The sequence below is a fragment of the Embleya scabrispora DSM 41855 genome (assembly GCF_000372745.1).
GTDB classification, from domain to species: domain Bacteria; phylum Actinomycetota; class Actinomycetes; order Streptomycetales; family Streptomycetaceae; genus Embleya; species Embleya scabrispora.
On the sequence record NZ_KB889684.1, the window covers coordinates 26,293 to 49,704 of the forward strand.

Annotated in this window: 20 protein-coding genes; 12 read left to right on the top strand and 8 right to left on the bottom strand. The window is 71.8% G+C overall.

The window, feature by feature from the left end; all coding sequences use genetic code 11:
- Nucleotides 1-106: 106 nt before the first annotated feature.
- From A3IC_RS0131130 to A3IC_RS0131145, 4 genes are all read left to right on the top strand, one after another.
- Nucleotides 107-868, top strand: coding sequence for a group II truncated hemoglobin (locus A3IC_RS0131130; protein ID WP_020553998.1), 762 nt, complete (start codon nucleotides 107-109; stop codon nucleotides 866-868).
- A gap of 703 nt (nucleotides 869-1,571) precedes the next feature.
- Nucleotides 1,572-2,969: an alpha/beta hydrolase gene (locus A3IC_RS0131135; RefSeq protein WP_020553999.1), complete on the top strand. Its 1,398-nt coding sequence runs from the start codon at nucleotides 1,572-1,574 to the stop codon at nucleotides 2,967-2,969.
- Nucleotides 2,970-3,168: 199 nt separating this feature from the next.
- Nucleotides 3,169-3,996, top strand: coding sequence for an ATP-binding cassette domain-containing protein (locus tag A3IC_RS0131140; RefSeq protein WP_026218959.1), 828 nt, complete (start codon nucleotides 3,169-3,171; stop codon nucleotides 3,994-3,996).
- Entirely contained in the window at nucleotides 3,993-4,670 is a 678-nt protein-coding gene (locus A3IC_RS0131145; RefSeq protein ID WP_020554001.1) for a hypothetical protein, read from the top strand. The genes A3IC_RS0131140 and A3IC_RS0131145 overlap by 4 nt, the downstream gene beginning before the upstream one ends.
- Nucleotides 4,671-4,759: 89 nt before the next feature.
- On the opposite strand, the gene A3IC_RS0131150 is transcribed toward A3IC_RS0131145, so the two are convergent.
- Entirely contained in the window at nucleotides 4,760-5,416 is a 657-nt protein-coding gene (locus tag A3IC_RS0131150) for a pyridoxamine 5'-phosphate oxidase family protein (RefSeq protein WP_020554002.1), read from the bottom strand.
- 247 nt (nucleotides 5,417-5,663) lie between these two features.
- Between A3IC_RS0131150 and A3IC_RS0131155 the strand changes: the two genes are divergently transcribed.
- The 3 genes from A3IC_RS0131155 (at nucleotide 5,664) to A3IC_RS0131165 (ending at nucleotide 9,127) form a co-directional block, all read left to right on the top strand.
- Complete coding sequence (locus tag A3IC_RS0131155; protein ID WP_020554003.1) at nucleotides 5,664-6,971, top strand: aminotransferase class I/II-fold pyridoxal phosphate-dependent enzyme; 1,308 nt, start codon at nucleotides 5,664-5,666, stop codon at nucleotides 6,969-6,971.
- A gap of 170 nt (nucleotides 6,972-7,141) precedes the next feature.
- Nucleotides 7,142-8,434: a sensor histidine kinase gene (locus tag A3IC_RS0131160; RefSeq protein WP_020554004.1), complete on the top strand. Its 1,293-nt coding sequence runs from the start codon at nucleotides 7,142-7,144 to the stop codon at nucleotides 8,432-8,434.
- Between the two features lie 48 nt (nucleotides 8,435-8,482).
- Nucleotides 8,483-9,127 carry a LuxR C-terminal-related transcriptional regulator gene (locus A3IC_RS0131165; RefSeq protein WP_020554005.1) on the top strand — a complete coding sequence of 215 codons (645 nt, stop codon included), beginning with the start codon at nucleotides 8,483-8,485 and terminating at the stop codon, nucleotides 9,125-9,127.
- A gap of 265 nt (nucleotides 9,128-9,392) precedes the next feature.
- On the opposite strand, the gene A3IC_RS0131170 is transcribed toward A3IC_RS0131165, so the two are convergent.
- The 6 genes from A3IC_RS0131170 to A3IC_RS0131200 form a co-directional block, all read right to left on the bottom strand.
- The gene (locus A3IC_RS0131170) at nucleotides 9,393-9,800 is read right to left on the bottom strand and encodes a hypothetical protein (RefSeq protein WP_020554006.1); all 408 of its coding nucleotides are present in this window, start codon (nucleotides 9,798-9,800) and stop codon (nucleotides 9,393-9,395) included.
- Between the two features lie 283 nt (nucleotides 9,801-10,083).
- The gene (locus tag A3IC_RS57485) at nucleotides 10,084-11,676 is read right to left on the bottom strand and encodes a sensor histidine kinase (RefSeq protein ID WP_020554007.1); all 1,593 of its coding nucleotides are present in this window, start codon (nucleotides 11,674-11,676) and stop codon (nucleotides 10,084-10,086) included.
- Nucleotides 11,673-12,431 carry a response regulator transcription factor gene (locus tag A3IC_RS0131180; RefSeq protein ID WP_020554008.1) on the bottom strand — a complete coding sequence of 253 codons (759 nt, stop codon included), beginning with the start codon at nucleotides 12,429-12,431 and terminating at the stop codon, nucleotides 11,673-11,675. Before A3IC_RS0131180 ends, A3IC_RS57485 begins: the two co-directional genes overlap by 4 nt.
- A 195-nt stretch (nucleotides 12,432-12,626) precedes the next feature.
- Complete coding sequence (locus A3IC_RS57490; protein WP_020554010.1) at nucleotides 12,627-13,379, bottom strand: hypothetical protein; 753 nt, start codon at nucleotides 13,377-13,379, stop codon at nucleotides 12,627-12,629.
- 215 nt (nucleotides 13,380-13,594) lie between these two features.
- Nucleotides 13,595-16,237: an ATP-binding protein gene (locus A3IC_RS57495; protein WP_020554011.1), complete on the bottom strand. Its 2,643-nt coding sequence runs from the start codon at nucleotides 16,235-16,237 to the stop codon at nucleotides 13,595-13,597.
- Between the two features lie 316 nt (nucleotides 16,238-16,553).
- Nucleotides 16,554-17,357 carry an enoyl-CoA hydratase gene (locus A3IC_RS0131200; protein ID WP_020554012.1) on the bottom strand — a complete coding sequence of 268 codons (804 nt, stop codon included), beginning with the start codon at nucleotides 17,355-17,357 and terminating at the stop codon, nucleotides 16,554-16,556.
- A 264-nt stretch (nucleotides 17,358-17,621) separates the two neighbouring features.
- On the opposite strand from A3IC_RS0131200, the gene A3IC_RS57500 reads away from it, so the two are divergent.
- Nucleotides 17,622-18,326, top strand: coding sequence for a class I SAM-dependent methyltransferase (locus A3IC_RS57500; protein ID WP_245599714.1), 705 nt, complete (start codon nucleotides 17,622-17,624; stop codon nucleotides 18,324-18,326).
- A gap of 12 nt (nucleotides 18,327-18,338) precedes the next feature.
- A complete protein-coding gene (gene lipB / locus A3IC_RS0131210; protein WP_020554014.1) occupies nucleotides 18,339-19,010 on the top strand; it encodes a lipoyl(octanoyl) transferase LipB in 672 nt (223 codons plus the stop codon).
- Here the strand turns inward: lipB and A3IC_RS0131215 are convergent.
- Nucleotides 18,997-19,608 (bottom strand): DinB family protein, encoded by a 612-nt coding sequence (locus A3IC_RS0131215; RefSeq protein ID WP_020554015.1) that lies wholly within the window; start codon nucleotides 19,606-19,608, stop codon nucleotides 18,997-18,999. The two genes, lipB and A3IC_RS0131215, sit on opposite strands and share 14 nt — an antisense overlap.
- Nucleotides 19,609-19,843: 235 nt before the next feature.
- Between A3IC_RS0131215 and A3IC_RS0131220 the strand changes: the two genes are divergently transcribed.
- The 3 genes from A3IC_RS0131220 (at nucleotide 19,844) to A3IC_RS0131230 (ending at nucleotide 23,153) form a co-directional block, all read left to right on the top strand.
- Entirely contained in the window at nucleotides 19,844-20,137 is a 294-nt protein-coding gene (locus A3IC_RS0131220; protein WP_020554016.1) for a YciI family protein, read from the top strand.
- Nucleotides 20,138-20,796: 659 nt separating this feature from the next.
- On the top strand, nucleotides 20,797-22,107 hold the full coding sequence (locus A3IC_RS57505; protein ID WP_158696158.1) for a prenyltransferase/squalene oxidase repeat-containing protein: 1,311 nt from the start codon (nucleotides 20,797-20,799) through the stop codon (nucleotides 22,105-22,107).
- Nucleotides 22,104-23,153, top strand: coding sequence for a terpene synthase family protein (locus A3IC_RS0131230; RefSeq protein ID WP_020554018.1), 1,050 nt, complete (start codon nucleotides 22,104-22,106; stop codon nucleotides 23,151-23,153). Before A3IC_RS57505 ends, A3IC_RS0131230 begins: the two co-directional genes overlap by 4 nt.
- Nucleotides 23,154-23,412: the final 259 nt, after the last annotated feature.

The following is a 23,412-nucleotide window of genomic DNA, read 5'->3' on the forward strand; positions in this document are numbered from 1 at the left end:
TTGCCTTACGCGGTCGGCGAAATCGGCTCGCGTCGATGATCAGCGGGCGGGTGGTCATGCCTATGGTTGACGCGATCGAACCAGCGTCTTGCATGGGGGACCGTTCATGATCGTCGAATACATCCGCTACACGATCGCCGAAGCGGACAGTACCGAGTTCGAGGCCGCGTATACGCGCGCGGCCGAGTCGCTTGCGGCCGCGCCCGAGTGTGTGGACTACGAGTTGAGCAGGTGTCAGGAGGAGGCGTCCGCCTACATCCTGCGGATCCGTTGGACCTCGACGGACGCGCACCTGAACGGCTTCCGCAAGGGTGAGCACTTCGCCGCCTTCTTCGCCGCGATCCGGCCGTATGTCACCGCGATCGAGGAGATGCGGCACTACGCGGTGACCGACGTGGTGGGCAAGGGCGGTTCGACCCCGACGCTGTACGAGTGGGCCGGTGGTGCGCCCGCGTTCGAGCGGCTGTTCGGCACGTTCTACGAGCGGGTGGCCAAGGACGAGATCCTCGCTCCGGTGTTCGCGAACATGGATCCGCACCATGCCGAGCATGTGGCGTCCTGGCTGGGCGAGGTCTTCGGTGGCCCGTCCCGCTACAGCACCGAGTTGGGCGGGCATCGACACATGGCCTCGCGCCACCTGGGTCGGGGGATCACCGAGACGCAGCGGCGCCGGTGGGTCGCGCTGCTCCTGGAGACGGCCGACGACGTGGACCTGCCGGCCGACCCGGAGTTCCGCGGGGTGCTCGCGTATTACCTGGAGTGGGGCACCCGGATGGCGATCCTGTACTCCGGGGCCAACCCGCCGCCGCTCCCGGACTCGCCGATGCCGCGCTGGGACTGGGGCCAGACTCCGCCGTACCTGGGCTGACCGAACCCGTACCCACCGACCCGGATCGGGCTCGACACGGGCCCGATCCGGGTCGCCGCCGGTCCGGGTACGGATCACGCGCGCATCGAGGGCGGTTCGGGCCCGCTCCCGGTGGAAATGCAAGAGGGGTCGGGTACGGATCGCACGGCGGGCGTCGACCGGGTGATCGCCCGACGAGTACCGGGCAAACATCCGACGGCTCCGAGCGAAGGCCGGCGTCCGCCGGGCAGGGGCGGCCCGATGGCCGAGCGATCATCACGTCGAGCCTTCGATCAGCTACGCGCGTCGGCCACGGAGCGCGATCGACCGGCTCCTCGCCGGCTCGCCCGCATATGCCGCCAAACGGACCTAGCGTGTGGTAAACCCAAAATCTGGGTAATGGCTACCCCTCCGATTGGCAAGGATTCCCGCTCCGACCCAACCGCCCCCTCGTCGCATCGGTCACCGACACGGCAGCATCTGCGGCGTCGATGTCACTCGTGACAGATCCGTCACATGGAGGAACACCCACGTGAAGAGACACACTCTCGTCGCGTTCGCAGCCGCCACTACGTTGGTGGGCGGGCTCCTGACCCTCGCTCCGCCGGCTTTGGCGGACGACTCGCCCGCACCCCAGGCCGAGTCCTCAGCCACCCCCATTGCCTGGAAGAACTGCGGCAGCTCGAACTATCCGACGCTGGAATGCGGTTCACTCCAGGTCCCGATGGACCACAGCAACCCCGGCGGTCGGCAGATCACCCTCGCGGTGTCGCGGGTTCCGCACACCGCTGCGAAGTCGCTCGGCCCGCTCCTGGTCAACCCCGGTGGCCCCGGTGCGCCGGGTCGCGGACTGGCCGGCTACGTCGCGAAGAACCTGCGCCCCGAGGTGGCCGCGCAGTTCGACGTGATCGGCTTCGACCCCCGCGGCGCGGGCGCCAGCGAGCCGCACCTGGACTGTGTCCCGGGCTTCAACAACCCGGTTCGTCCGGACACCGTCCCGGACAACTTCGGTGACGAACTGACCAACATCAAGCGGGTGTACGAGTACGCCCAGGCGTGCGGCGACAAGTACGGCGACTTCCTGAAGCACATGAACACGCCGGCCTCGGCCGCGGACATGGACTCGATCCGCGCCGCCCTGGGGGCCAAGCAGATCAGCTACTTCGGGTACTCGTACGGGACTTACCTCGGCTCGGTCTACGCCAAGCTGTTCCCGAGTCGGGTCAAGCGACTGGTGCTGGACAGCATCGTCGACCCGAGCAAGGACAGCGTCTGGTACGGCGGCCAGCTCACCCAGGACGTGGCCTTCAACAGCAACATGAAGGCGTTCTTCGGGTGGGTCGCCAAGTACGACGCGAACTACCACCTGGGCACCGACCCCGCCAAGGTCGAGCGTGCCTGGTACACGATGCGCGACGAGTTGAGCAAAACCCCGGCCGAGGGCGTCGTCGGTGGCGCCGAGATCGAGGACGCGTTCGCGCAGGGCGGCTACAACGACTCGACGTGGGCCGAACTGGCCGAAGGCTTCTCGGGATACGTGGTCGACCACGTCACGGCTCCGCTGCGCACCGCGTACGAGGACCTGGCGGCGGCGAGCCCGGGCAACGACAACATCAACAGTGGCTACCTGGCCACCCAGTGCCGGGACGCGGCTTGGCCCAAGGACTGGGCGACCTGGCACCGGGACGCGGTCAAGACGTACGCCAAGGCGCCTTTCCTGACCTGGAACAACGTCTGGTTCAACGCGGCGTGCGCGTTCTGGCCGACGTCGAGCCTCAAGCCGGTGAACGTCGCCAACGACAAGTTGCCCAAGACCCTGCTGTTCCAGGCGACCAACGATGCCGCGACCCCCTACGAGGGTGGCGTCACGATGCACCGCCTGCTCCGTGACTCGGCCCTCGTGGTCGAGCAGGGCGGCCGCAACCACGGCATCTCGCTCAGCGGCAACAGCTGCCTGGACGACTACCTGAACGAGTACCTGGTCACCGGCAAGACCCCGAAGGGCAGGGGTCACGGCCAGGCCGACGCGGTCTGCCAAAAGCTCCCCGACCCGGTACCGAACCCGGCGGCCGCGGAAGTGAAGGTCGCCGCCGCGCCGAAGATTTCCAAGACCGCACTCTAGGCCCGCGTCACGCCGCACACGCGGCAGCCCGGGCGTCGATCACGGCACCACGCCGACACCGCACCACCGCACCGCGAGTACGTACGGGCCCGTCGCCTCCGCGGCGGGCCCATACGCGTTCCCGCGTTTCGTGCCCGACCCCGTCCTGCCCCGTCCTGCCGTAAGGTCTGCTGCCGAGGTTCCGGTGAAGGGGGACGCGGTGCACCTGACGGGTGTCGGCAAGCGGTATACCCTGCGCGGCCCATGGGTGTTGCGCGGAGTGGATCTACACCTGCCGCGCGGTGGGCTGATCCGGGTCGAAGGCGGCAACGGCGGTGGCAAATCCACCCTGTTGCGGGTTGTCGCCGGGGTCTGCGAACCGACCGCCGGCAGTGTCACCGAACGCGGCTCGGCCGCCTACGTTCCCGAGCGATTCCCGCCCGAACTGCCGTTCACCGCACTGCGATACCTCACCCACCTGGGCCGGTTGCACGGTCTCACCGGCCGGGAGAGTCGACGGCGGGCCGAGGACTGGGCCGAGCGGCTGGACTTCGCGGACAAGGTACGGGCGCCGCTGCGCGGGTTGTCCAAGGGCACCTGCCAAAAGGTGGCGGTGGCCCAGGCGTTCATGGCCGAACCCGATCTGCTCGTCCTGGACGAGGCGTGGACCGGGCTCGACGTCCCCTCGCGCGGTGTGCTGGACGGTTGTGTGGTCGAGCGGGTCGAGGCCGGTGCCACCGTGGTCTTCGTCGACCACGACCCGCGCCGACTGGCCGACGAGGTGACCGACACGTACCGGGTCGAGGCGGGCCGGGTCGCGCCGGTGATCCCCACCGCGAAGGCCATCCGCGTGGTGATCGACATCGACTGCGGACACCGCCCCGAACTCGACCGCCTGCCGGGCGATCCCGTCCGAGAGGAGACGCGCCCGGGCGAGCTTCGGCTGCACAGCACCACGGCGCACTCCGACGCGTTGTTGCGCCATCTGCTCACCGCCGTGCCGGGAGTCGGCGTGCGCGCGGTGCACCGGGAAGGGGACGGCGCGTGATCTCCGCCGTGGTGCGTTATCAGGCCGCCCTTGTGTTGCGGTCCCACCGATGGATACCGCCCGCGCTGGTGTACGCGGCGGTGATGGCGATCGGTGTGGCCGGCGGCGACCCGCTGCTCGCCTCGTTCGGGTGGGCCGCCGCCGCGATCATGCCGATCGCGGTGTGGCTCACGCGCGTGTCCGCCACGGTCGAGCCCGCGGCGGCCCGGCAGACCGCCTCGGCCGTGGTCGGACCCGGCCGGGCGCATCTTGCCGCGCTGTTGGTCGCGCTGGTCCTGGCCTGTGTGCTCGCCGCGCTGTGCACCGCGGCGCTGGCCGTGTCGACCGACCGGATCGCCGATCACGCGACACACGGCGTGAGTCGGGGCGAGGCGATCGCCGCGGGGGCGGTGGCCCAGCTCGTCACCATCCTGGCCGGCGTGGCGATCGGCGCGCTGACCAACCGCCCGATGTTGCGGCGCCCGGCATACGCCGTCCCGCTCGCGGCGCTGGCCACCCTGGCCGCGCTGGTGGTCACCGGCAGCCCCGCGGCACGCGTCCTCGAAGTGGTCACCGACGCCGCCAGGAACGATCGGGTGGACCTGCCGACCACACAACTGGCGATCGTGGCAGGCATATTCGTGGTGGCGGTGGCCGCCGCCTGCCGCGTCGCGGCCCGCGTGGAACACGACTGATCCGAGCGCGTGGGCGAGGACCACAGTCGGGGCGAGCGGGTCGACGGCGAGTTCGGCGAGCCGAGCCCGGACGGAAGGGCTGTCCGGGCTCAGGGGGTGTCGAGCCACTCGGCCAGGTAGGCCGGGATCTCCTGGTCTCGGTCCGGGCGCACCGGCCCGCGCGTGGTGGTCAGGGGGACGACGCCGGCGAAGTGCGGCAGGTCGAGGTCGTCGGGGTCCTCGGCCAGGCCGTGGTCGCGGATCTTCGCGGCGACCTGGTCCAGTTCCAGTCGAAAGACCGCGGTCTGCGCGTTCTCCTTCGGGTTGGGCGGGCGCACGTCGTCGGCGCGACCCGGGACCAGGTGGTCGATGATCACCCGGTAGGCGTGCAGCTGCTCGTCCGGGTCGGTGACGTGCACCAGCGGGCCGTGCGCGATCACGCAGCGGTAGTCCATCGAGTGGTGCATCGCCGATCGGGAGAGCACCACGGAGTCCACGTGGGTGACCGAGACCGCCACCGGCAGGCCCTCGGCGCCGCTCGCCCGTGCGGCCAGCGCGAGCTGTCCGCCGCTGGAGGTGTGCAGGTACAGGCGCTCGCCGTCGCGGCCGAACGCGAGCGGGATCAGCTGCGGTCGACCGCCGAGGGTGAACGAGACGTGCGCGAGGAAGCCCGCGTCGAGGATCGCGTGTACCGCCTCGACGTCGTAGTGCATCCGGTCGCGGTGCCGATGGGGGGTGGTGGCGGCGGTGGCGGGGTACTCGGTCATCACGATGATCCTTTGTACTAGTTCAAATCAGTGATTGGAGTAGTACAATAGAGCCGGCCTCCGGCAGGATGTCAACGGCATAATCCGACGACCCGCCGGATTCGGGGTCTCGGCAACGGCCCGCAGCCCGCGGTCCGCAGTCGGATGCGGAATCCGGATACCCAACGCGGAATACGGCAGCCGCACCTGCCGTACGCAAGATCCGGCAGCCGCAATCTGCCGCGTGACGCCCAGACGCAGGAGAAGCATGGCCACCACCGGTCGCACCGCCGCCGACATCGCCGCATCCGTCGAACGCGACCTGCACACCCGCGAGCTCGCGCCCGGCGATGCGTTGCCGCCGGTGCGTACGCTCGCGGCCGAGCTGGGCGTCAACGCCAACACCGTCGCCGCCGCGTACCGCACCCTGCGCGAACGCGGCATCGTGGAGACGCACGGCCGGGCCGGCACCCGGATCCGGGCCCGCCCGGCGACCACCCGGCGCGACGACCTGGGCCCTCGCGTACCGCCCGGCACCCGCGACCTGTCCAACGGCGAGCCCGACCCCACGCTGCTGCCGTCGCCGGCCTGGCCCGATCCGAGCGGCTGGCGTCCGCTCTACCTGCACGCCGCCCTGTACGAGCCGTTCGCCGAAGCCGCCCGCGCGGTGCTGCGCGCGGGCGGCGTGGGCACCGCGCACCTGGCCGCCACCTCCGGCGCGCTGGACGGCATGGAGCGCGCGCTCACCGCGCACCTGCGGCCCGGCGACCTGGTCGCGGTCGAGGATCCGGGCTGGGGAAACCTGCTCGACCTGCTCGCCGCGCTGAACCTGACCCCGCGGCCGATCCCGGTCGACGACGACGGCCCCGACCCGACCGCGACCGAGGCCGCGCTGCGCGCCGGCGCCCGCGCACTCGTGGTCACCAGCCGCGCACAAAACCCCACCGGCGCCTGCGTGTCGGCCCAGCGGGCCGCCGAACTGCGCCCGATCCTTGCCGCGCACCCGCACGTGGTGCTCCTGGAGGACGACCACGGCAACGACATCTCCGGCCTGGACCTGCACACCCTCACCGGCGTCGGCGCCCACTGGGCGCACATCCGCTCGGCGTCCAAGGCGTACGGGCCGGACCTGCGCTGCGCCGTCGTGAGCGGCGACGCGGTCACCGTCGACCGGATCGGCGGCCGGCAGCGGCTCGGCCCCGGCTGGGTCAGCCACGTGCTGCAACACGCGGTCGCCCATGTGTGGACCGACCCCGACGTGGCCGAACGCGTGCGACTCGCACGCGAGGCGTACCGGGTGCGCCGTACCCGCCTGATCGACGCGCTGCGCGCCCGCGGGGTGGCCTCGGTCGGCCGGACCGGGATCAACGTGTGGATCGAGGTGTCCGACGAGACCACCGCCGTGGCCGACCTGCTCGCCCGGGGCTGGGTGGTCGCCCCCGGCTCGCGGTTTCGGATCACCTCCGCGCCCGGCCTGCGGATCACCGTGGCCACCCTCACCGCCGAGGAGACCGAGCGGCTGGCCGACGCGGTGGCCCTCGCGGTACGGACCGGGACCCGGCGGCAGACGCGGTGACGCGCCGGGTGGATCATTGCCTGGGTGAATCACCCGGGATGGATCCGGTATGAGAGGTGGGGCAAACCGAACCCCGAGGTCGGGGGCTGTCACCCTCGATACGGGTGCCCCGAGACGGGGAGCATGAGCACACTCCACCATCACGACCGTTACGCCCCGAGGATGCCCCCATGTACACGTTCCTGAAGGCCCCGTTCACGCGACGAACGTGGGCCGAGGCCGGCTACGCGATCCTCACCGTCCCGCTCGCGACGTTCGGCTTCGCCGCGGTCTTCCTGCTCGCGGTGTTCGGGATCGGGCTGACCGTCACCCTGATCGGCCTGCCGATCCTGGCCCTCGCGGTGATGGGCGCGCGGGCATGGGGTGGTGTGCACAAGGGTCTCGCGCGCACCATGCTCGGGGTCGAGACGCCGCCGCTGCGCGCGTTCCGGCCCAGGCGAGGCCCGCTCGGGCTGCTCGGCTCCGCGCTGGGCAACGCCGAGGGCTGGCGGGCCATCGCCTACCACGTGCTCAAGTTCCCGCTGAGCGTGCTGATGGCCCTGGTGACCGGCGCGTTCTGGAGCTACGGGCTGATCATGCTGGTGTATCCGCTGCTCCGGGTCGTGTTGGATCCGCACACCACCGACTCGCACGGCGTCGAGCGCCGTTCGGGGATCCAGATCGGCGACTTGTACTTCGACACCTGGCCGCTCTCGTTGCTGGTGAGTGTGTCCGCCATCCCGATTCTGCTCCTCGCCCCCTGGGCGGTACGCGCGGTCGTCCAGCTCGACCGGCTGCTCATTCCCGCCCTGCTCGGGCCGAGCAAGTCCGCGCAACGAGTGGCCGATCTGGAGGAGACCCGGGCGATCGCCGTCGACGACTCGGCCGCGACGCTGCGTCGGATCGAACGCGACCTGCACGACGGAGCGCAGGCCCGACTCGTCGCGCTCGCGATGAACCTCAGCATGGCCAAGGAGAAGCTGGACACCGAGGACACCGAGCGTCCGATGGACGTGGACCGCGCGCGCACGCTCGTGGACAGCGCGCTGGGCAACGCCCGCGAGGCGATCGTCGAACTACGCGACCTCGCCCGGGGTATCCACCCACCCGTTCTGGACCAGGGCCTGGACGCCGCGCTGGCCACCCTGGCCGCGTGCAGCGCGGTCCCGGTGCAGGTACACACCGACATCGACGTCCGCCCGCCCGCCACGATCGAGACCATCGCCTACTTCTGCGCCGCCGAACTGCTCACCAACGTCGCCCATCACTCCGGTGCGAGCGAGGCGGTCGTCGACGTACGAGTCCGCGACGGCCGGTTGCGCATGTCGGTCACCGACAACGGGAACGGCGGCGCGAACGTGAGCAAGGGCAGTGGCCTCACCGGCCTGGTCGAGCGGGTGCGTACGGTGGACGGCGTACTGCGGATCGTCAGCCCGCCGGGCGGCCCGACCGAGGCGACGGTCGAGTTGCCGGCCCGAGGGTGAGCGCGGCCCCGGGAGCCGGGGCCGCGGGGGCATGGGACGATCGAGCCCATGCGCATCGTCATTGCCGAGGACGCCGCGATCCTGCGGGACGGCCTCGTTCAACTTCTCCTCGACCGCGACCACGAGGTCGCGGCCGCCGTCGCGGACGCCGACGCCCTGCGAGCGGCGGTGGTCGAGCACAAACCGGACGTGTGCGTGGTCGACATCCGGATGCCCCCGACACACACCGACGAGGGCCTGCGCGCCGCGATCGACATCCGCCGGGGCCACCCCGGCATCGGGGTGTTGGTCTTCTCGCAGTACATCGAGACCCGGTACGCCGCACAACTGCTCGGCGGCAACGCGGCGGGCGTGGGCTACCTGCTCAAGGAACGCGTCGTGGACACCCGGGACTTCACCGACGCGCTGGAGCGGGTCGCGGCCGGCGGCACCGCGCTGGACCCCGAGGTGGTCACCCAACTGTTCGGCGCCGGGCTGCGCAGCGGCGGCCTGAGCACGCTCACCCCGCGCGAACACGAGGTGCTCGGGCTGATGGCCGAGGGCCGTACGAACGCGGCGATCGCGAAGAAGCTGGTGGTGACGGAGCGCGCGGTGGAAAAGCACGTCGGCAACATCTTCACCAAACTCGACCTGCCGCCTTCGGACACCGACCATCGCCGGGTGATGGCGGTGCTGCGGTATCTGCAGCTCTGAGGGGCCGGGGGCGCGGTAGCCGCGCCGGCCTGTGCGAAGGGGCGGGTGGCGGTGCCCGCGCATCGAACCGCCCTGTCCGGGTTCGTCCGGCGCCGGATCGGCTCGGGCCATCCGCGGCGCCTGGGGCCTGCGGCTTCGAGAAACGGACCGTTGCGCTTTCGACTTCGCGGACCGGTGCGGGATGCCCGGATCGCCCCCTCCGTGATCCGCGCATCCCACACCGTCCTCGGGCCGACCACGGCATCGGCCCCCGGGGCGGATCGGTTCACGGCTGTACCGGCTCCTCGACCCGCATGTCGGTCCGCGCACACTCGACGGCGTGGTGTGCGCCGAGCACGATCGACGTGAACGCGGCCGGTCCGGGGCCGGCTGCGGGCGCGATCGTGCCCACCTCGTGTGTGCCCATGCCGCTCTCGTCCGTGCCGCGCGCGGTCAGCACGACGATCGCCGACACCACCGCCGCCAGGATGCCCGCCGCCGCCGCGGGCAAGGCGCGTCCGCGACTCACCCGATCGATCTCACCGGCCGGGCGGCACACCACGCCTCGCGCACCCTCGTAGCGGTGCTCCGCCGCCGCCACTCCGGCGCCGGATGCCAAGGCGTGGCCCGGTCGTTCCGAAGGCAGGTCGCCGCCTCCGGCCGGATGTGCCGCTCGTCCGTCGCGCTCCACCATGGGATGCGCGCCATCGAACCCGTGCCGCTTCGGTCGCCGTCGAACCGGGTCGGCGCCTTGGCCGGCTGCGGGTCCCGCCGCAGCAGCCGCGAGCACGGGGCGGGCGCCCGGTGGCCGCCGCCACCGGGCGTTCCCGCATACGCCAAGGGCGCGGCAAATCGCGCCCCCGTGGGCACCGGATCGGTGGGAGCCGTGCTGTGGTTGCGGTCGGATTCACGCATGCGCGACCTCCCCCGAAACGCCGTGCCCGCCCCACCCCGGGCGGGCACGGCGTAGCGCGAGGCTAGGGGCGTTCCTTGTGGGTTTCCTGTGAACGGGCGGCCGGGGAAGGGATTTTCCCGGTGGATCGGGTCGCCGCGCGGGATTTCGGTCCGTCGGCCCGGGTCCGGGACACGGCCGGGGTGGGCCGCGTGTCAAACGCGTCGGGCGCGGGCCGACTCGCCGACGCCGGGGTCCGGATGCCCAACCAGGCGCGCTCTCGGGCCGCGACCGGGTCGGCCCGCAGCGGCAGCACCACCTCGACCCGGGTGCCGCGTCCCGACGGCGGCACCCCGACGGTGACCCGGCCGCCGTGCAGCGCGACCTGCTGGGCGACCAGGGTCAACCCCAGCCCGGCGCCGGGGCTGTCCGGGCCGCGCCGGAATCGCTCGAACACCACCTCGCGCAACTCCGGTGCGATACCGGGCCCGTCGTCGTCCACGCACACCACACCACAGTCCATCCCGGGCAGCACCTTCACCAGCACCCGACCCGCCCCGTGTACCAGCGCATTGCCCACCAGGTTGTCCACGAGCAGGCGCAGCCCGGGCGCGAGTCCGTACACGACCACCTCGTGCGGCGCCTCGACGCGCACGTCGACGCCATTCGCGGCGGCCCGCTCCTCGACACCGGGCCGGCGAGTCGGCGCGGCCCGGACCGCCGCGTGCGCCACCTCGCCCAACTCCACCGGCCCGAACGCCGACGCATCCACCAGATCGCCCTGGGCGAGCGCGCGCAACGCGGTCAGTACCGACAACACCCGTTCGTGGCCCACTCGTAGATCCGCGACCACGTCCTCGCGCTCCGCCGAGGCCAGGTCCGGATAGGTGGCCAGCACATCCAGATCGGTGCGCATCCCGGTGAGCGGGCTGCGCAGTTCGTGGTCGACAGTGGCGGCGAACGAGCGTGCGGTCTCCAGTGCTTCGCGGGTGCGCGCGGTCTGCGCCGCGTACCGGCCCAGCACGTCGTCGAGGGTGCGGCCGAGTTCGTCCACCTCGACCACGCCGGACGGCACGTGTACCGCGTCGTGCGCGCCGTCGTCCGGATCCAGCCGGGCCGCCCGGCGGCGCAGCGCGCGCAACGATCGGGTGGCCGCGGCGCCGGCGGCGAGTCCGGCCAGCCCGGACAGCGGCACCGTGAACGCGGTGACCACGTACACCCGCCGCCGCAACAGCGCGGCCTGCGCGGCCGGTTCGCCCGAGGGCACGAATACGTACAGCGAGCCGTTCGGCACCGGTCGGGTCACCATCCGCCAGGACCGCCCGCCCGCGTGCACCGTCACCGGGGACGGCGCGCGCTTGGGCAGCGGCGCGTCCTCCGGTGGCTGGGGTCCCACCAACAGTGGTCCGTCCGGGGTGTCGACGCGGACGCCGACGTCCAGGGCCAGGCCCAGGATCCGGTACTGCCGGGTGCGGATGGCCTGTTGGCGCTCGTCAAGGTCGGCTCGGGCCAGGATCCGGGCGGGTGGCGCCAGGCGTTCGGCCCGCTGCTGGAGCTGCTGCTCCTGACGCTGCATCAGGTCGTGTCGGGCCCAACGCACCACGAGAGTTCCCGCGCCCAGCACGAGCAGAGGCACCAGGACGGCGACCGACAGTGCGACCCGGGTGGAGAGCTTCATCCGAGACCGCCCGAGGCACGCAATACGAAGCCGACCCCGCGCACGGTGTGCAGCACGCGGGGTCGGCCGTTGGCCTCCAACTTGCGGCGCAGGTAGCTGACGAAGGTGTCGACCACATCGGTGCGCACGTCGAAGTCGTAGCCCCAGACCCGGTCCAGCAGCTGGTCCCGGGTCAACACCAGGCCCGGATTGCGGGTGAAGACCTCCAGCAGCGCGAACTCACGGCGGGTCAGCTCCAAGGCGGCGCCGTGGCAGGTGGCGACGTGCGCGGCCACATCCACCGCGACCGGGCCGACCCGCAGCACCGGTTCGTGCGCGCCGACCGCCGGTCGGCGGCGCAGTAACGCCCGTAATCGCAGGTCGAGTTCGCGCAGATCGAAGGGTTTCACCAGGTAGTCGTCGGCGCCGCTCTCCAGGCCCGCGATGCGATCGGCCGTCTCGTCGCGCGCGGACAACATCAGGACCGGCGTCTCGGCGCCTCGGGCCCGCAGCGCGGCGCACACCTCGATGCCGCTGACCCCGGGCATCGCCACGTCCAGGACCACGACCTGGGGATCGAGTGCGGGCGCAGGCGGGGCGGCGGGAACGATCGGCGGTGCGGGCGCGATCAGCTCGAGGGCTCGGGCGCCGTCGGGGGCGAGGGAGACGTGGTACCCGGCCAGGCGCAGGCCACGTTCGAGGGCGCGCCGGATGGAGGGGTCGTCGTCCACGACCAGCACGTGCGGCGCGTGGCCGGTGCCCGGTTCCGCGGTCACCGGGTCGCGGCCTGCGATTCCGCGGCGGGCGCATGCGATATGTGTCGCCGGCTGAACGCCTCGACGCGATCTGTGATGGCCATGTCGTCGGCTCGACCCATGTCGTCCCCCGGAAGGCTGTTGCCGCTGTCGCCGAAGTTGTCGGTGCACAACCTATGGCCGGAAAGCACGTGTTGTACGGCGAATGAGGGCTCGTCAACGAGGTGGTGGGGCCGGGGCGTCGGGGTGGCCCGGGGGTGGCGGGTGAGGTGGGGCGTGGGGGGTGTCGCGAGGTGTGTCCTTCGCCATGGCGGACAACCAGCGGAACCAGTTCGTGCGGTTGATCGGGATCTGTGGGTTGCGCAACAGCCACAGCACATGGCCGGCCTGATCCCGGGTCCACGGCTCGCCGGAGACCTGCGCCTTCGCCAGCCGGGCGCGCAGGTCCTCGCCGTCCACCACGCGGGCGATCCGCGAGTACTCGCGGTCCTTGCAACGATGCCGGCGGTACACCACCAGTTCGACCAGGTCCAGCAGCCGGGCCCGGGCGGCGGCGTGGTGCCCGGGGACGGCGAGCAGCCGGATCAGCCGCTGCTTGGTGCTCCAGACCTTGGCGTGCCGGGTCCATTCGGTCGGGTATCGGGCCTCCCACTCCAGGTAGGTCAGCGCGTACGGCAGTCCGCCCCAATCGGGCACCTCGGCCGGGGTGGGCGAGTCGGTGAGCAGGGCTGCGGCGGGCGTGCGGAGCCACGCGGCGCGGAAGCGCTGCCAGGCCGCCTCCTCGGCGGAGACCGAGCGGGGCACGCGCAAGACGATCGTGTCGTACGCGGCGCGCGCCTCGCGAGTGTCCCGGGTCACCCGCAGATACCGATCCAGGGCGCGTCGATGGGCGATCTCGTCGTCCGACACGAGCGCGCGCATCCAGCCCAGCCGGGTGTCCCAGTCCTCGATCGCGCCTCGTTCCGTCACGCCGACGATCTACCCAGGTGTCCCCGGAACAAGTCCGCGATGAGGCCGGCCAGACGAGCGAACTCGTCACCACGGGGCTGGGGGTGTCCATCTCGACGGGTTTGGGGGTACTTGGGGTGGGAGCGGCGGTGGCGGCGCGTTGCCCGCCACCGGCGCGGCCCGGGTGGTTGTGGGGGTTGGGCGGTGGGGAGGGTAGCCCTCGGGTCGGGGGCGGGTCAGGCGCTGCCTGTGGCGAGTTGGGGGGTGCGGGTGATGCGGCCGGTCAGGGCGAGGGGCGGGGTGTTGGGGTGGGTCGGGCGCGGGGGGAGGGCGGCGACGCCGGAGCGGTTGGGGCCGGCGGTGGCCAGTTCGGCGCGGATGCGGACCTCCATCAGGGCGCCCGCGGGCGCGGCCAGTGCCTTGGCCAGGAGTTCGCAGGCGGCTTCGGTGCGGCCCTCGGCGCGTTCGACGACCGCGAGCGCGTACAGCGCGTAGGCACCGACCGGGGTGAGCCCCTTGGTGCCGGTCAGCCGCAGGGCCTGCCAGGCGCCGTCGCGCGCCTCGGCGATCCGACCCTGGGTGGTCGCGGCCATCGAGAGTGCGGCCAGGAACCACGCGGCCAGCGTGCCCTGTCCGGTGGAGCGGGCCAGCCGCAGACCCTCGGCGGCGTGCGTCTCGGCCTCGACGGCCCGCCCGGACAGCGCGCCGGCGACCGCGAGCGGCATCAGGGCCGCGGCGAGGGCGCCTCGGGCGCCGTGCGTGCGCAGTACCGCGGCCTCGTCGAGCAGGACCTCGTAGGCGGCCTGGTCGGTGGCCGCCGCGTGGACCGCCAGCGGGGTGACCTCCCACAGCGCGATACCCAGGCCGTACAGCCGGGCCCGGGTGGCCGGCGCGACCATCGCCGGGGAAACGCCGTCGGCGCCGAGCGCGGCCACGACGGTGCGCAGCGGGTCGTCGGCGGCCAGGGGGAGCGCGGACAGGGCCGTGCGGGCCTGGGTGGTCCGGGCGCGGTCGCCCGCCTCCCAGGCGGCGCCGGTCGCGGCGAGCAGGAGCGCGGCGCGACCGTGGGCCGCTTCCAAGAGCAGCGCTCCCGCTTCGGAGCGGTGTCCTTCGGCGTGCCGCAGCGCGGCGCGGAGCCGGATCGCGGTGCCGGAGGAGTGTGCCGAGGAGCCCTCGTCGGCGACGCCGTCCAGGTCGGTGGCGTCGGCGGTGTCGAGCAGGGTGCGCGCGCGGGTCGGGAAGCCGGCCTCCCACGCGGCGTATGCGGCGGCCACGTAGCGGCGGCGGGCCGCCGGGCGGTCCGAGGTCAGTCGGGCGGCCTGCTCCCAGGTCGCGGCGGCGGCGCCCGCGCCGAGTTCGCGGCGGGTGCGCCCGGCGCCGGCTTCCAGCGCGGCGGCGAGGTCGGCGTCGGGGCCGGTGGCGAGCGCGGCCAGGTGCCACGGTCGCCGGTAGGCGAGAGCACCGCTCGCGGCGTAGACCAGCGCTCCGTGAAGTGAGCGGCGCTCCGCAGGGCTGAGCGAGCGGCGTACCTCTTCGCGCGCCGCCGCGTCGCGGAATCGCACCCGGTGTTCGGCGGCGTCGACCAGGCCGGCCCGCATCACCGCGAGCCGAGCGCCCCGACCGATGCCGATCCGCCGACCGGCGACGGCCAACTGGTCCAGGTCGGCGGCCGGTTCGAGCGCGGCCAACGCGAGCAGCCGGCGAGCCTCCTCCGGCAGCGCCGCGAAGGGCGCGTCCCCACCGGCGACCGCCGCACCGGGACCCGCCCGGCGCGCACCCGTTTCGGCGGCGCCCCGGGAGGTCTCCGCCGCCGCCCGAGCTGCCGCGTCTGCTGCGAATTGCCCCGATGTGTCCGGAAGTTGCCCGATTGTGGCATCGACTCCCTCACTCACGGCCGTCGTCACCTGCTCCGCGGCGCCGACGCCCCGGAACACACCGCCCGCCGCGCCTTCCGGCCGACCACGTCGTGTGTCCGCCGTTGCGCGGCCCGTCGAAGGCTCCGCCGCGCGGGCCGTCGGAGCGGCGTCGGTGATGGTGCCAACGCCGGTGTCGGTGCCGGTGCCGGTGCCGGAGAGCAGGCCGGTGGTTCCCGCCCCACCCGCGGCCGAGCCGTCGTCGACTCCGCGATCCGAGGCCGCCCGCTCGGCCGCCCCCGACTCGACCCCGCCACCGCCGGCCGCGCTGCCAACCTCGGCCCCGCCCGCGCCCACGGCCGACCCAGGCGCCTCCGCCGCGCCTGCCCCGTCCGCGGCACGGCCGCCCACACCCACCGACGCCTCCGTCGCGCCCGCCTCGCTCGCGACCGGCGCCTCCGCCGTCTCCGCCTCGTTCACGACCCCGCCACCCACACCCGAATCCGCCGCCGCCGGACCCGGCCCCGCGGTCGCCCCCTGCCGCGTCGCGCGAAGCACGGCGATCGGCAGGCCCTCGGCGCGTCCCGCGATGTAGGAGACGACCGCGGCCGAGGCCGCGTCGAGCCAGTGGGCGTCGTCGACGAGGACCAGGACCGGCTGTTCCCGGGCGGCGATCAGGATCAGCGAGCAGGCCGCAGCGGCCACCACGCCGCGATCGGCCGCGCCGGGGGCCAGGCCGAGTGCGGTGCGCAGCGCCTGGGCCCGGGTGTGCGGGAGGCGGCCGATCCTCGGGTGCAGGCCGGCGAGCAGTTGGCGCAGTGCGGTGTAGGGGAGGGCGCCGCCGCCGCGCGGGCCGGCCGTCCGCAGGACGGTCATCCCCTTCGCCTCCCACATCGCCTCGGCCAGGAGCGTCGTCTTGCCCGCCCCCGCGGCCCCGCGCAGCACGACCGCTCCGCCGTCACCGGCGCGCGTCCGTTGCAACAGTGCCGTGACGGCGGCCAGTTCGTCGTTCCTTCCGTGAAGCACGGAAACTCTCCTCGCATCTCGCTCACACCCCCGTGGTGTGGCCGGCGGCCCCGCCGGATTCGGCCGGACCGCCGCACTATGAGCCTGAGCTTGCCCGTTCCCGGTCAACACATGTTCAACATTCACTCAACGTGTGGAGTCCGGGCCAAGTAATTACGGACATGTGACACCGACATCGGGTCGGCGTCACGCCGGCATCCGGCTGAATATCCGTCAGTCTTTCGGCTGAAGATCCTTCGAACAGCCGTCCCAAGGTTCTTCCCGACGTCCGGCCAACCTCCGTCCAATGTCCGTTCGAGCCCCATCCGAATGCCCGTCAGTCCTTGTACTCCGGCCGCCGCTTGTCCTTGCGGGCCCGAATGGCCTCCTCGAAGTTCTCCGTGGTCAGTCGCACGTACAACTGGGCGTGCCCCTCGTGGTCCATGTGCGAGTGCATGCTGCCGGCCTCCATGCCGGACCACAGCAACCGTTTGGTCACTTCCACCCCCACTCGACTGAACCCGATGATTCGCTCGGCGAGTTCGTACGCGTCGTCGAGCAACTTCTCGCCCGACACCACGCGCGACACCAGCCCGATCCGCTCGGCCTCGGTCGCGTCCACGTCCCGTCCGGACAACATGATCTCGAATGCCCGAGACGACCCGATCGCCCGGGGGAGCAAATAGCTGATTCCGAGCTCGCTCGCGGTGAGCCCGTTGTTGATGCCGGCCGCCCGGAAGTAGGCCGTGTCGGCGGCGATTCGGATGTCGGTGGCGGTGGCGAGACAGAAGCCGCCGCCGATCGCGGCGCCGTTGATCGCGCCGATCACCGGTTGGTGCATCCGACGCAGTCCCAGGATCACGTCGTCCAGGATCTCCATCGAACGACGGGCGATGCTGGTGCGGGTCAGACCCTTGATGCCGGGGATGCGGCCGGAATTCTCCAGATCCGCACCGGAACAGAAGCCCCTCCCGGCGCCGGTCAATATGACGACACGCGTATCGTTGTCGGCGCTCACGGCTTCCAGAGCCTCACGAAAGGGGACCATGACGTCGAAAGCCATGGCGTTCATGCGGTCCGGTCGATTGAGGGTGATGAGCGTGACATGGGGGCGGGGCTTGTCGACGAGTACGAAGGACATGGGGGCGTCATCCTCGGCATGATTGAGGGGCAAAGGGCTTCGAGTCGCACGGCGTCGGGCCGGGCGACCGGGGAACCGAAGAGCGTGAATCCGCTTCCGGTGCCGTCGATCGGGACGAACCGCCCGATCGCCGACCGGGCGATCGGCCGCGAACCGGCCGACGCGACACGTTCGGCGTCGCGTCGATGGTTCGGGGCGCGCGCCCGGTCCGCGGTGCGTACCTGGGTCGGGACCCGCACGTGGTTCGGGACACGCAAGCCATTCTTGACCAAGTCAATGAAACCGCTCAAGGCCGATCCGCGGCTCTTCGACGCCTTCGCGGGCGACTACGACCGCTATGCGGGACTGTGCGACCCTCTCGGCGAGTGGCTCGCCGGGCTCGAACTGACCGGCGACCGTGCGTTGGACGCCGGCTGCGGCTCCGGGCGGCACGCGCTGGCGCTGGCCGGCTCCTATACCGAGGTGCTGGCCGCGGATGTGAGCGCGCCGCTGATCGAGGTCGCCCGGATACGGCGCTCGCACCAGCGGATCCGCTACGAGGTCGCCTCGCTCACGGACGTCCACGACGGCGAGGGCTTCGACCTGGTGCTGAGCATGGGCACCCTGCACCATCTCTCGGACCTGGGTGCGGCGTTGGCGCACCTGAAGTCGCTGGTGCGACCCGGCGGCGAGATCGTGCTGGTCGACAACGTGGCCACCGTGCCCGGCGCGACGCGCCGGCAGTACATCGCCGGCGCCGCCCGCGAACTGGCCCACGACCTGCGGCGCATGCGCGCCCGGGACGCCTGGTGGCTGTACCGCTTTCGCACCGGCGCGGTGTGGCTGGACCACCTGATGTCGGATCACTACCTGACCCGCGCGCAGTATCGGGACCGCTACGGCGAGGTCTTCCCGGGCGCGGACTTCGTCGACCTGTCCTTCGCCACCGCGATGCGTTGGCGCCGGACCATCGGACCGACGGCGGGATAGGGGGCCGGCGCGATGCACGGACAGGGCACGACCGCGACCGCGCCGGTACGAGTCGACCTGGGCGCGGTGGCGTACCCGACAGCGCAGGTCGACATGGCGCGCTGGGTCGCCGAGCGGCAGCAGGATCTCGCCCCCGACCGACTGTTCCTGCTCACCCACCCGCCGGTGATCACCTACAGCGCACGCACCCCGGTGGCCGACCTCCCGGATCCGGCGTCGCCGATCCCGCTGGTCGAGGTGGACCGCGGTGGCCACGCGACCTATCACGGGCCGGGCCAGCTGATCGGCTACCTGATCGTGAACGTGCGGGCGCTCGGCCCCGGGGACCTGGTGCGCCGGGTGGAGAATGGCCTGCTCGCCGCGCTGGACACACTCGGCTTCCCGGCGATCCGGCGCGAGACCCCGGCGGGCGCGCCCAGCCTGGTCGGCATCTGGACGCCCGACCACCGCAAGCTCGCGTCCATCGGAATGCGGATCCGACGCGGTGTCAGCAGCCACGGCTTCGCGCTCAACATCGACCCCGACCTGAGCGCGTTCAGCACATTCACCGCGTGTGCCCTCCCGGACACGACGATGACGTCACTGGCCGAGCTCGCCGCCGAAACCGGCCGAGCGACACCGACCGAGTGGGCGGTCCGCGACGCGGTGGCCGCCGCACTCACCGAGGAACTCACCCGCCGCTAGGGCGTGTCTGCAATCCCCCGCCGAGCACCACGACGCCCGGCATCCGTCCTTCGGGCTCCTCGCCGCGCTCGGCGCGGACGCCGGTGACGTCCCACAGGTGGTGGACCGGGTCGTGGATGAAGTAGCGCGCGAAGGACTCGACGGTGAAGATCATGCCGTCGCTGCGGATGCCGGTACGGGCCCACCCGTCCTCGGCCACCGCCGCGAACGCGTCGGCCAGCGTGGCGCCGGCCGACGCGAGGTCGGCGGCGACCCGTACCGGGTCCTGCTCGGAGTAGCGCGACTCGACGGCCGTCGCGTCCTGGTCCCAGTTGGCGAACTCCGGGGCGTCCTGCGTCAGCATCAGCCGCAGTCGCTCGTCGAACAGGACGAACACGTCGCGGACGTGGCACGCGTACTCGGCCGGAGACCAGGTGTCCGGATTCGGCCGGACGCGCAGTTCGTCGCCGCCGGAGACGAGCAACTCGTGCCACGCGGCGGCGTTCGCGCGGGTCAGCGCGGGGATCCGGGTGCGCGGGACGGTCGGGGTGTCCAGCCCGCAGTCGGGACAGGCCGACTCGAGAACCCACGTCCAGCTCTTGGTCTCGGGAATGATCATGTACCGAGAATGGCCCACCCGACCCCACCCGAACAAGGCATTTCCCCGCGAAGGCCACCGGTTCGCCAGTCGGGGCGGCGCGGTGCGCGACCAGGTGTCCGAGGACGCGCGTGGTGGTGGTGCGGCCGGGGTCGGAGATGCCGGCGTGGACGCATCCGGGCGATGACCGCGAGCGATTCGTGCCGCCTGGGCACAACCTCCTCGTCCGGCTCACGGCACGCCCTACGATCGGGGCATGTTCGTGATCACGCTGACCTACGTCGCCCCCATCGAGGACATCGACGCGCTCCTGCCCGCCCACCTCGAGTGGCTCGACCGGTACTACGCCGCCGGCACCCTGCTGGCCTCCGGGCGGCGGGTGCCCCGTACCGGTGGGGTGATCCTGGCACGCGCCACGGATCGGGCCGAGCTCGACGCCGTGCTGGCGGAAGACCCGTTCCGGAGTGAGGGCGCGGCGACGTACGACGTTGTCGAATTCGCGCCCACCCGGACCGCTCCAGGGCTCGAAGGGCTGATCCCGACGGACTGAAGTGCCGACAATAGCCGTTCATTTCCAGCACATTTGATGGCGATTACTCACCAATTCAGACAAGAAACGAGTACAGGCTTCCGCATTCAGGTCCTCGGGTGATTTCGTGTTGAGAACACACCCGGTTCGGGCGATGGGGGTCGTTCACCCGCCGGGGCGGGCATCGAGCGCCGGGTATCCCAATCGCAGCACTCATTCCCCGCTCGGCGCGCCATACCCGGGTACACCGGATACAACGGCACAGCTTGCGACAGGACGTGTGGGGGAGGCGCTGACCGATGCGCGTGCGAGATACCCGGTTGCCGGGGTGGCCTGCGGAAATGTTCGTACCCGAACTGCCCGTGGCGACCGCTCGGCTGCGTCGGCGGGTCGCCGATTCGGTTCGCCACGACGGCGCTGTGCGCGGTCCGTGCCGCAGCCGGGTGCTCGAATCGGCACTGTTGCTGCGCCTTTTGGAGCGCACCGGTATCGAGGCCGACCACCACCGTCGAGTTGCCGAGTTCCTGAGTGATCACCTGGACAGCACCGAACCTTTGGATCGGTTACTCGCAACGATCGCTTTACGCCATGTCGGCGACCCTTGCGAGTACGGGACGGGCGATCTTCTCGACCGATTTCTGAGACGGGCGCCGGCATTTCTCAACGCCCGCAAACGGGTCATGCTGGAGACCGTTCTGGCCCTGCTCGGCCCACCGCGTCGGGCCGCCCGCCGGCCGTTCGACCCACGCGCGTTCGACACCGGCAACCTGCACCCGTGGGCGCACGTGCAGACCATCGCGCTCAAGGTCGCGCTGGCCGACCTCACCGGTCACGCGGACCGGGTCGCCCCGGCCGAACTGCGCCTGCTCCAGGACACCCAGCGACAACCGGGGGTTTGGGAGGGCAACATCCTGGTGCATCTGCTGGTGCTGCACGCGCTCGCCGACCGGCCGCACCTGGACGCGCTGCTCGTCAACGGCGTGGCCAAGGCGCTGGCCCACCAACGCGACGACGGCGGAGTGCCGTTCGTGACCGACACCGACACCTGGTGTGCGGTCACCGCGGGCGTCGCGCTGGATGCCTCCGGCGCCCCGTACGAGGTCCGCCGGCGGATCGGCGACCACCTGGCGGCGCGCCAACGGCCGGACGGCGGCTGGTCGTACACCGTCGCGGCGGTGCTCGCCGACGTGGACGACACCTCGGTGGCGATCGAGTTCCTGCACGCGACCGACCCGGTGCGTTACCGGCGCAACATCGACGTCGGCCTACGCGCGCTGTGGTCCTACCAGGGCCCGGACGGCGGATTCCCCACGTACATCACCGGCGCGCCGTCGGAGGCGTGCATGACCGCCGCCGCCGTCAACGCGCTGAGCGTACGCGCGGCGCGACACGTACAACGCATCACCGCCGGGCGCCGGTTCCTGGCCGCCGCGCAGCATTCCGACGGCACGTTCGAACCGGACTGGAGCCGCAGCCGCTACCACGCGATCTTCCGCGCCCTGCTGGCCATCGACGCCTGCGGTCCCGAGACCTACCGGGCCACCGTCAAGCGGGCGCTCGTCGCCATCCGCGAGGGGCAGAACCCGGACGGCGGCTGGGGCCAGCAACCCGGCGACCCCAGCGACGCGATCAGCACCGCGTACGCCCTGACCGCGTTGTGTCGGCAAAACGACCCGCGCCCGGTGGCGCGCGGCGTCGAGTACCTGCTGGGCGCGCAACGCGGCGACGGCGGGATCGACTCGGTACCGGACATGCTCGGCACCAGGCCGTTCCTGTACGTGATCCCGTGCCTGGCCGACCACTTCACCCTGCTGGCCCTGGGCCACCTCGGCAATCGACTCGCCCTGCGATCGCACCGCCCCGCGGGCACCCCGCGTGGCCCGGGCGTACTACACCCCACGACTCTGCGCGCCCCCGCGCCCGGCACCGCCGGATCGCGCGGCGAGGGCAGGAAAACTCCGACGCAGACCGGCGAAAGGAGCCCGGCGTGAGCACACCCACCGTCGTCGACCTCCCGATCAGCTTCCATCTGCCGAAGCTCGCGAACCTGTTGCCGATGACGTTCCATCCCGAGACCGACCGGCTGATGCGCGAATCCCGCTGGTGGGCGCACCGCCACCTGGGTTTCGCCTACGCCGGCGACGCGGCTCGGATCGACAAGAACGTGGACGGCACACTGCTGGTGTCGTTGTCCGTTCCGCACGCCGACTACGAACTCGCCCTGACCACGGCCAAGGTGATGAACTACCTGATCGGCATCGAGAACAGCCTGGTCGACAAGGCGGGCCTGGGCGGCAGTTCGTTCGCCACCCGTAACGTCTTCGGCCGCTTCATGTCCGATCTGCTCGGCTGGGGGGACGGCTCGACCCCCCTGCGCGAGGACTTCTCCTGGTTGCGCGAGCGCATGCCGCCCGCCCGCTGGGTTCGCTTCGTCTCCTACATGGAGGACTTCGCACACGGCTTCACCACCGAACTGGAGAGCTGGCGCGACGCCGGGATATCCGACTACGACACCTACATGGACGACCGCCGGCACAGTCTGGGCGTGCGCTGGCTGTTCGGCTTCGCCGAGGAGGGCGTCCCGGGCGTGGCACTGTCCCAGGAGGCGTTTCGCTCGCCCGAGATGGTGGCCCTCCACGACACCGCGATAGACGGATACACGCTGATCAACGACCTGGTCTCGTACCGCAAGGAACTGGTCATGGACGACCGGGTGAACCTGGTCTACTACCTCGGCGAGGCCGAGGGGCTCGACCTCGAAGGCGCGATGAACAAGATCTGCGGGCTGATCGACGCCACCGAACGCAAGTTCCTCGACCTGCGCGAGCGCATCATGGCCGGCCCACACGGCGGCGAACCGGGCATGCGGGCCTACCTCGACGAGGTCGGCCACGTGATGACCTCCAATTTGTGGTGGGCCACCGTCAGCAAGCGCTACGAACCCGGCGGACTGGGCTGGGACGGCTCGACCGCCGGCACCATGACCTTCCACCGGGACCGCGCCGTGTTCGTCCCGGATCCCCAACCGGGCGGGTGAGGGGCATCGGGACCGACACCCACCCGAGCCGGCTCCCGCCGAGCCCGTCGCCCACCCGACCCCGTCGCCGCCCGCGGATCCACCCGCCGACGCGCCTTCCGCGCGTCGGCGGACTTTGCCCGACCCTGACACAACGTCAAGGGGACTTCGGGGCGGCTTTAATCATTCACTCATGTAGCACGTCCATGCTGCCTACATGGACTTTCCGCGTTGTGGCACCCCGCGTCCTGCGGTTCGACCCGGCTCGCATCCCGCACGG

Excerpts from the sequence above, each read along its gene's own strand:
- A3IC_RS0131130 (WP_020553998.1), top strand. The coding sequence starts at position 107 with ATGATCGTCGAATACATCCGCTACACGATCGCCGAAGCGGACAGTACC.
- A3IC_RS0131135 (WP_020553999.1), top strand. The coding sequence starts at position 1,572 with ATGGACCACAGCAACCCCGGCGGTCGGCAGATCACCCTCGCGGTGTCG.
- A3IC_RS0131150 (WP_020554002.1), bottom strand. The coding sequence starts at position 5,416 with ATGACCGAGTACCCCGCCACCGCCGCCACCACCCCCCATCGGCACCGC.
- A3IC_RS0131155 (WP_020554003.1), top strand. The coding sequence starts at position 5,664 with ATGGCCACCACCGGTCGCACCGCCGCCGACATCGCCGCATCCGTCGAA.
- A3IC_RS0131160 (WP_020554004.1), top strand. The coding sequence starts at position 7,142 with ATGTACACGTTCCTGAAGGCCCCGTTCACGCGACGAACGTGGGCCGAG.
- A3IC_RS0131165 (WP_020554005.1), top strand. The coding sequence starts at position 8,483 with ATGCGCATCGTCATTGCCGAGGACGCCGCGATCCTGCGGGACGGCCTC.
- A3IC_RS0131170 (WP_020554006.1), bottom strand. The coding sequence starts at position 9,800 with ATGGTGGAGCGCGACGGACGAGCGGCACATCCGGCCGGAGGCGGCGAC.
- A3IC_RS57485 (WP_020554007.1), bottom strand. The coding sequence starts at position 11,676 with ATGAAGCTCTCCACCCGGGTCGCACTGTCGGTCGCCGTCCTGGTGCCT.
- A3IC_RS0131200 (WP_020554012.1), bottom strand. The coding sequence starts at position 17,357 with ATGTCCTTCGTACTCGTCGACAAGCCCCGCCCCCATGTCACGCTCATC.
- lipB (WP_020554014.1), top strand. The coding sequence starts at position 18,339 with ATGCACGGACAGGGCACGACCGCGACCGCGCCGGTACGAGTCGACCTG.
- A3IC_RS0131215 (WP_020554015.1), bottom strand. The coding sequence starts at position 19,608 with ATGATCATTCCCGAGACCAAGAGCTGGACGTGGGTTCTCGAGTCGGCC.
- A3IC_RS0131220 (WP_020554016.1), top strand. The coding sequence starts at position 19,844 with ATGTTCGTGATCACGCTGACCTACGTCGCCCCCATCGAGGACATCGAC.
- A3IC_RS57505 (WP_158696158.1), top strand. The coding sequence starts at position 20,797 with ATGCTGGAGACCGTTCTGGCCCTGCTCGGCCCACCGCGTCGGGCCGCC.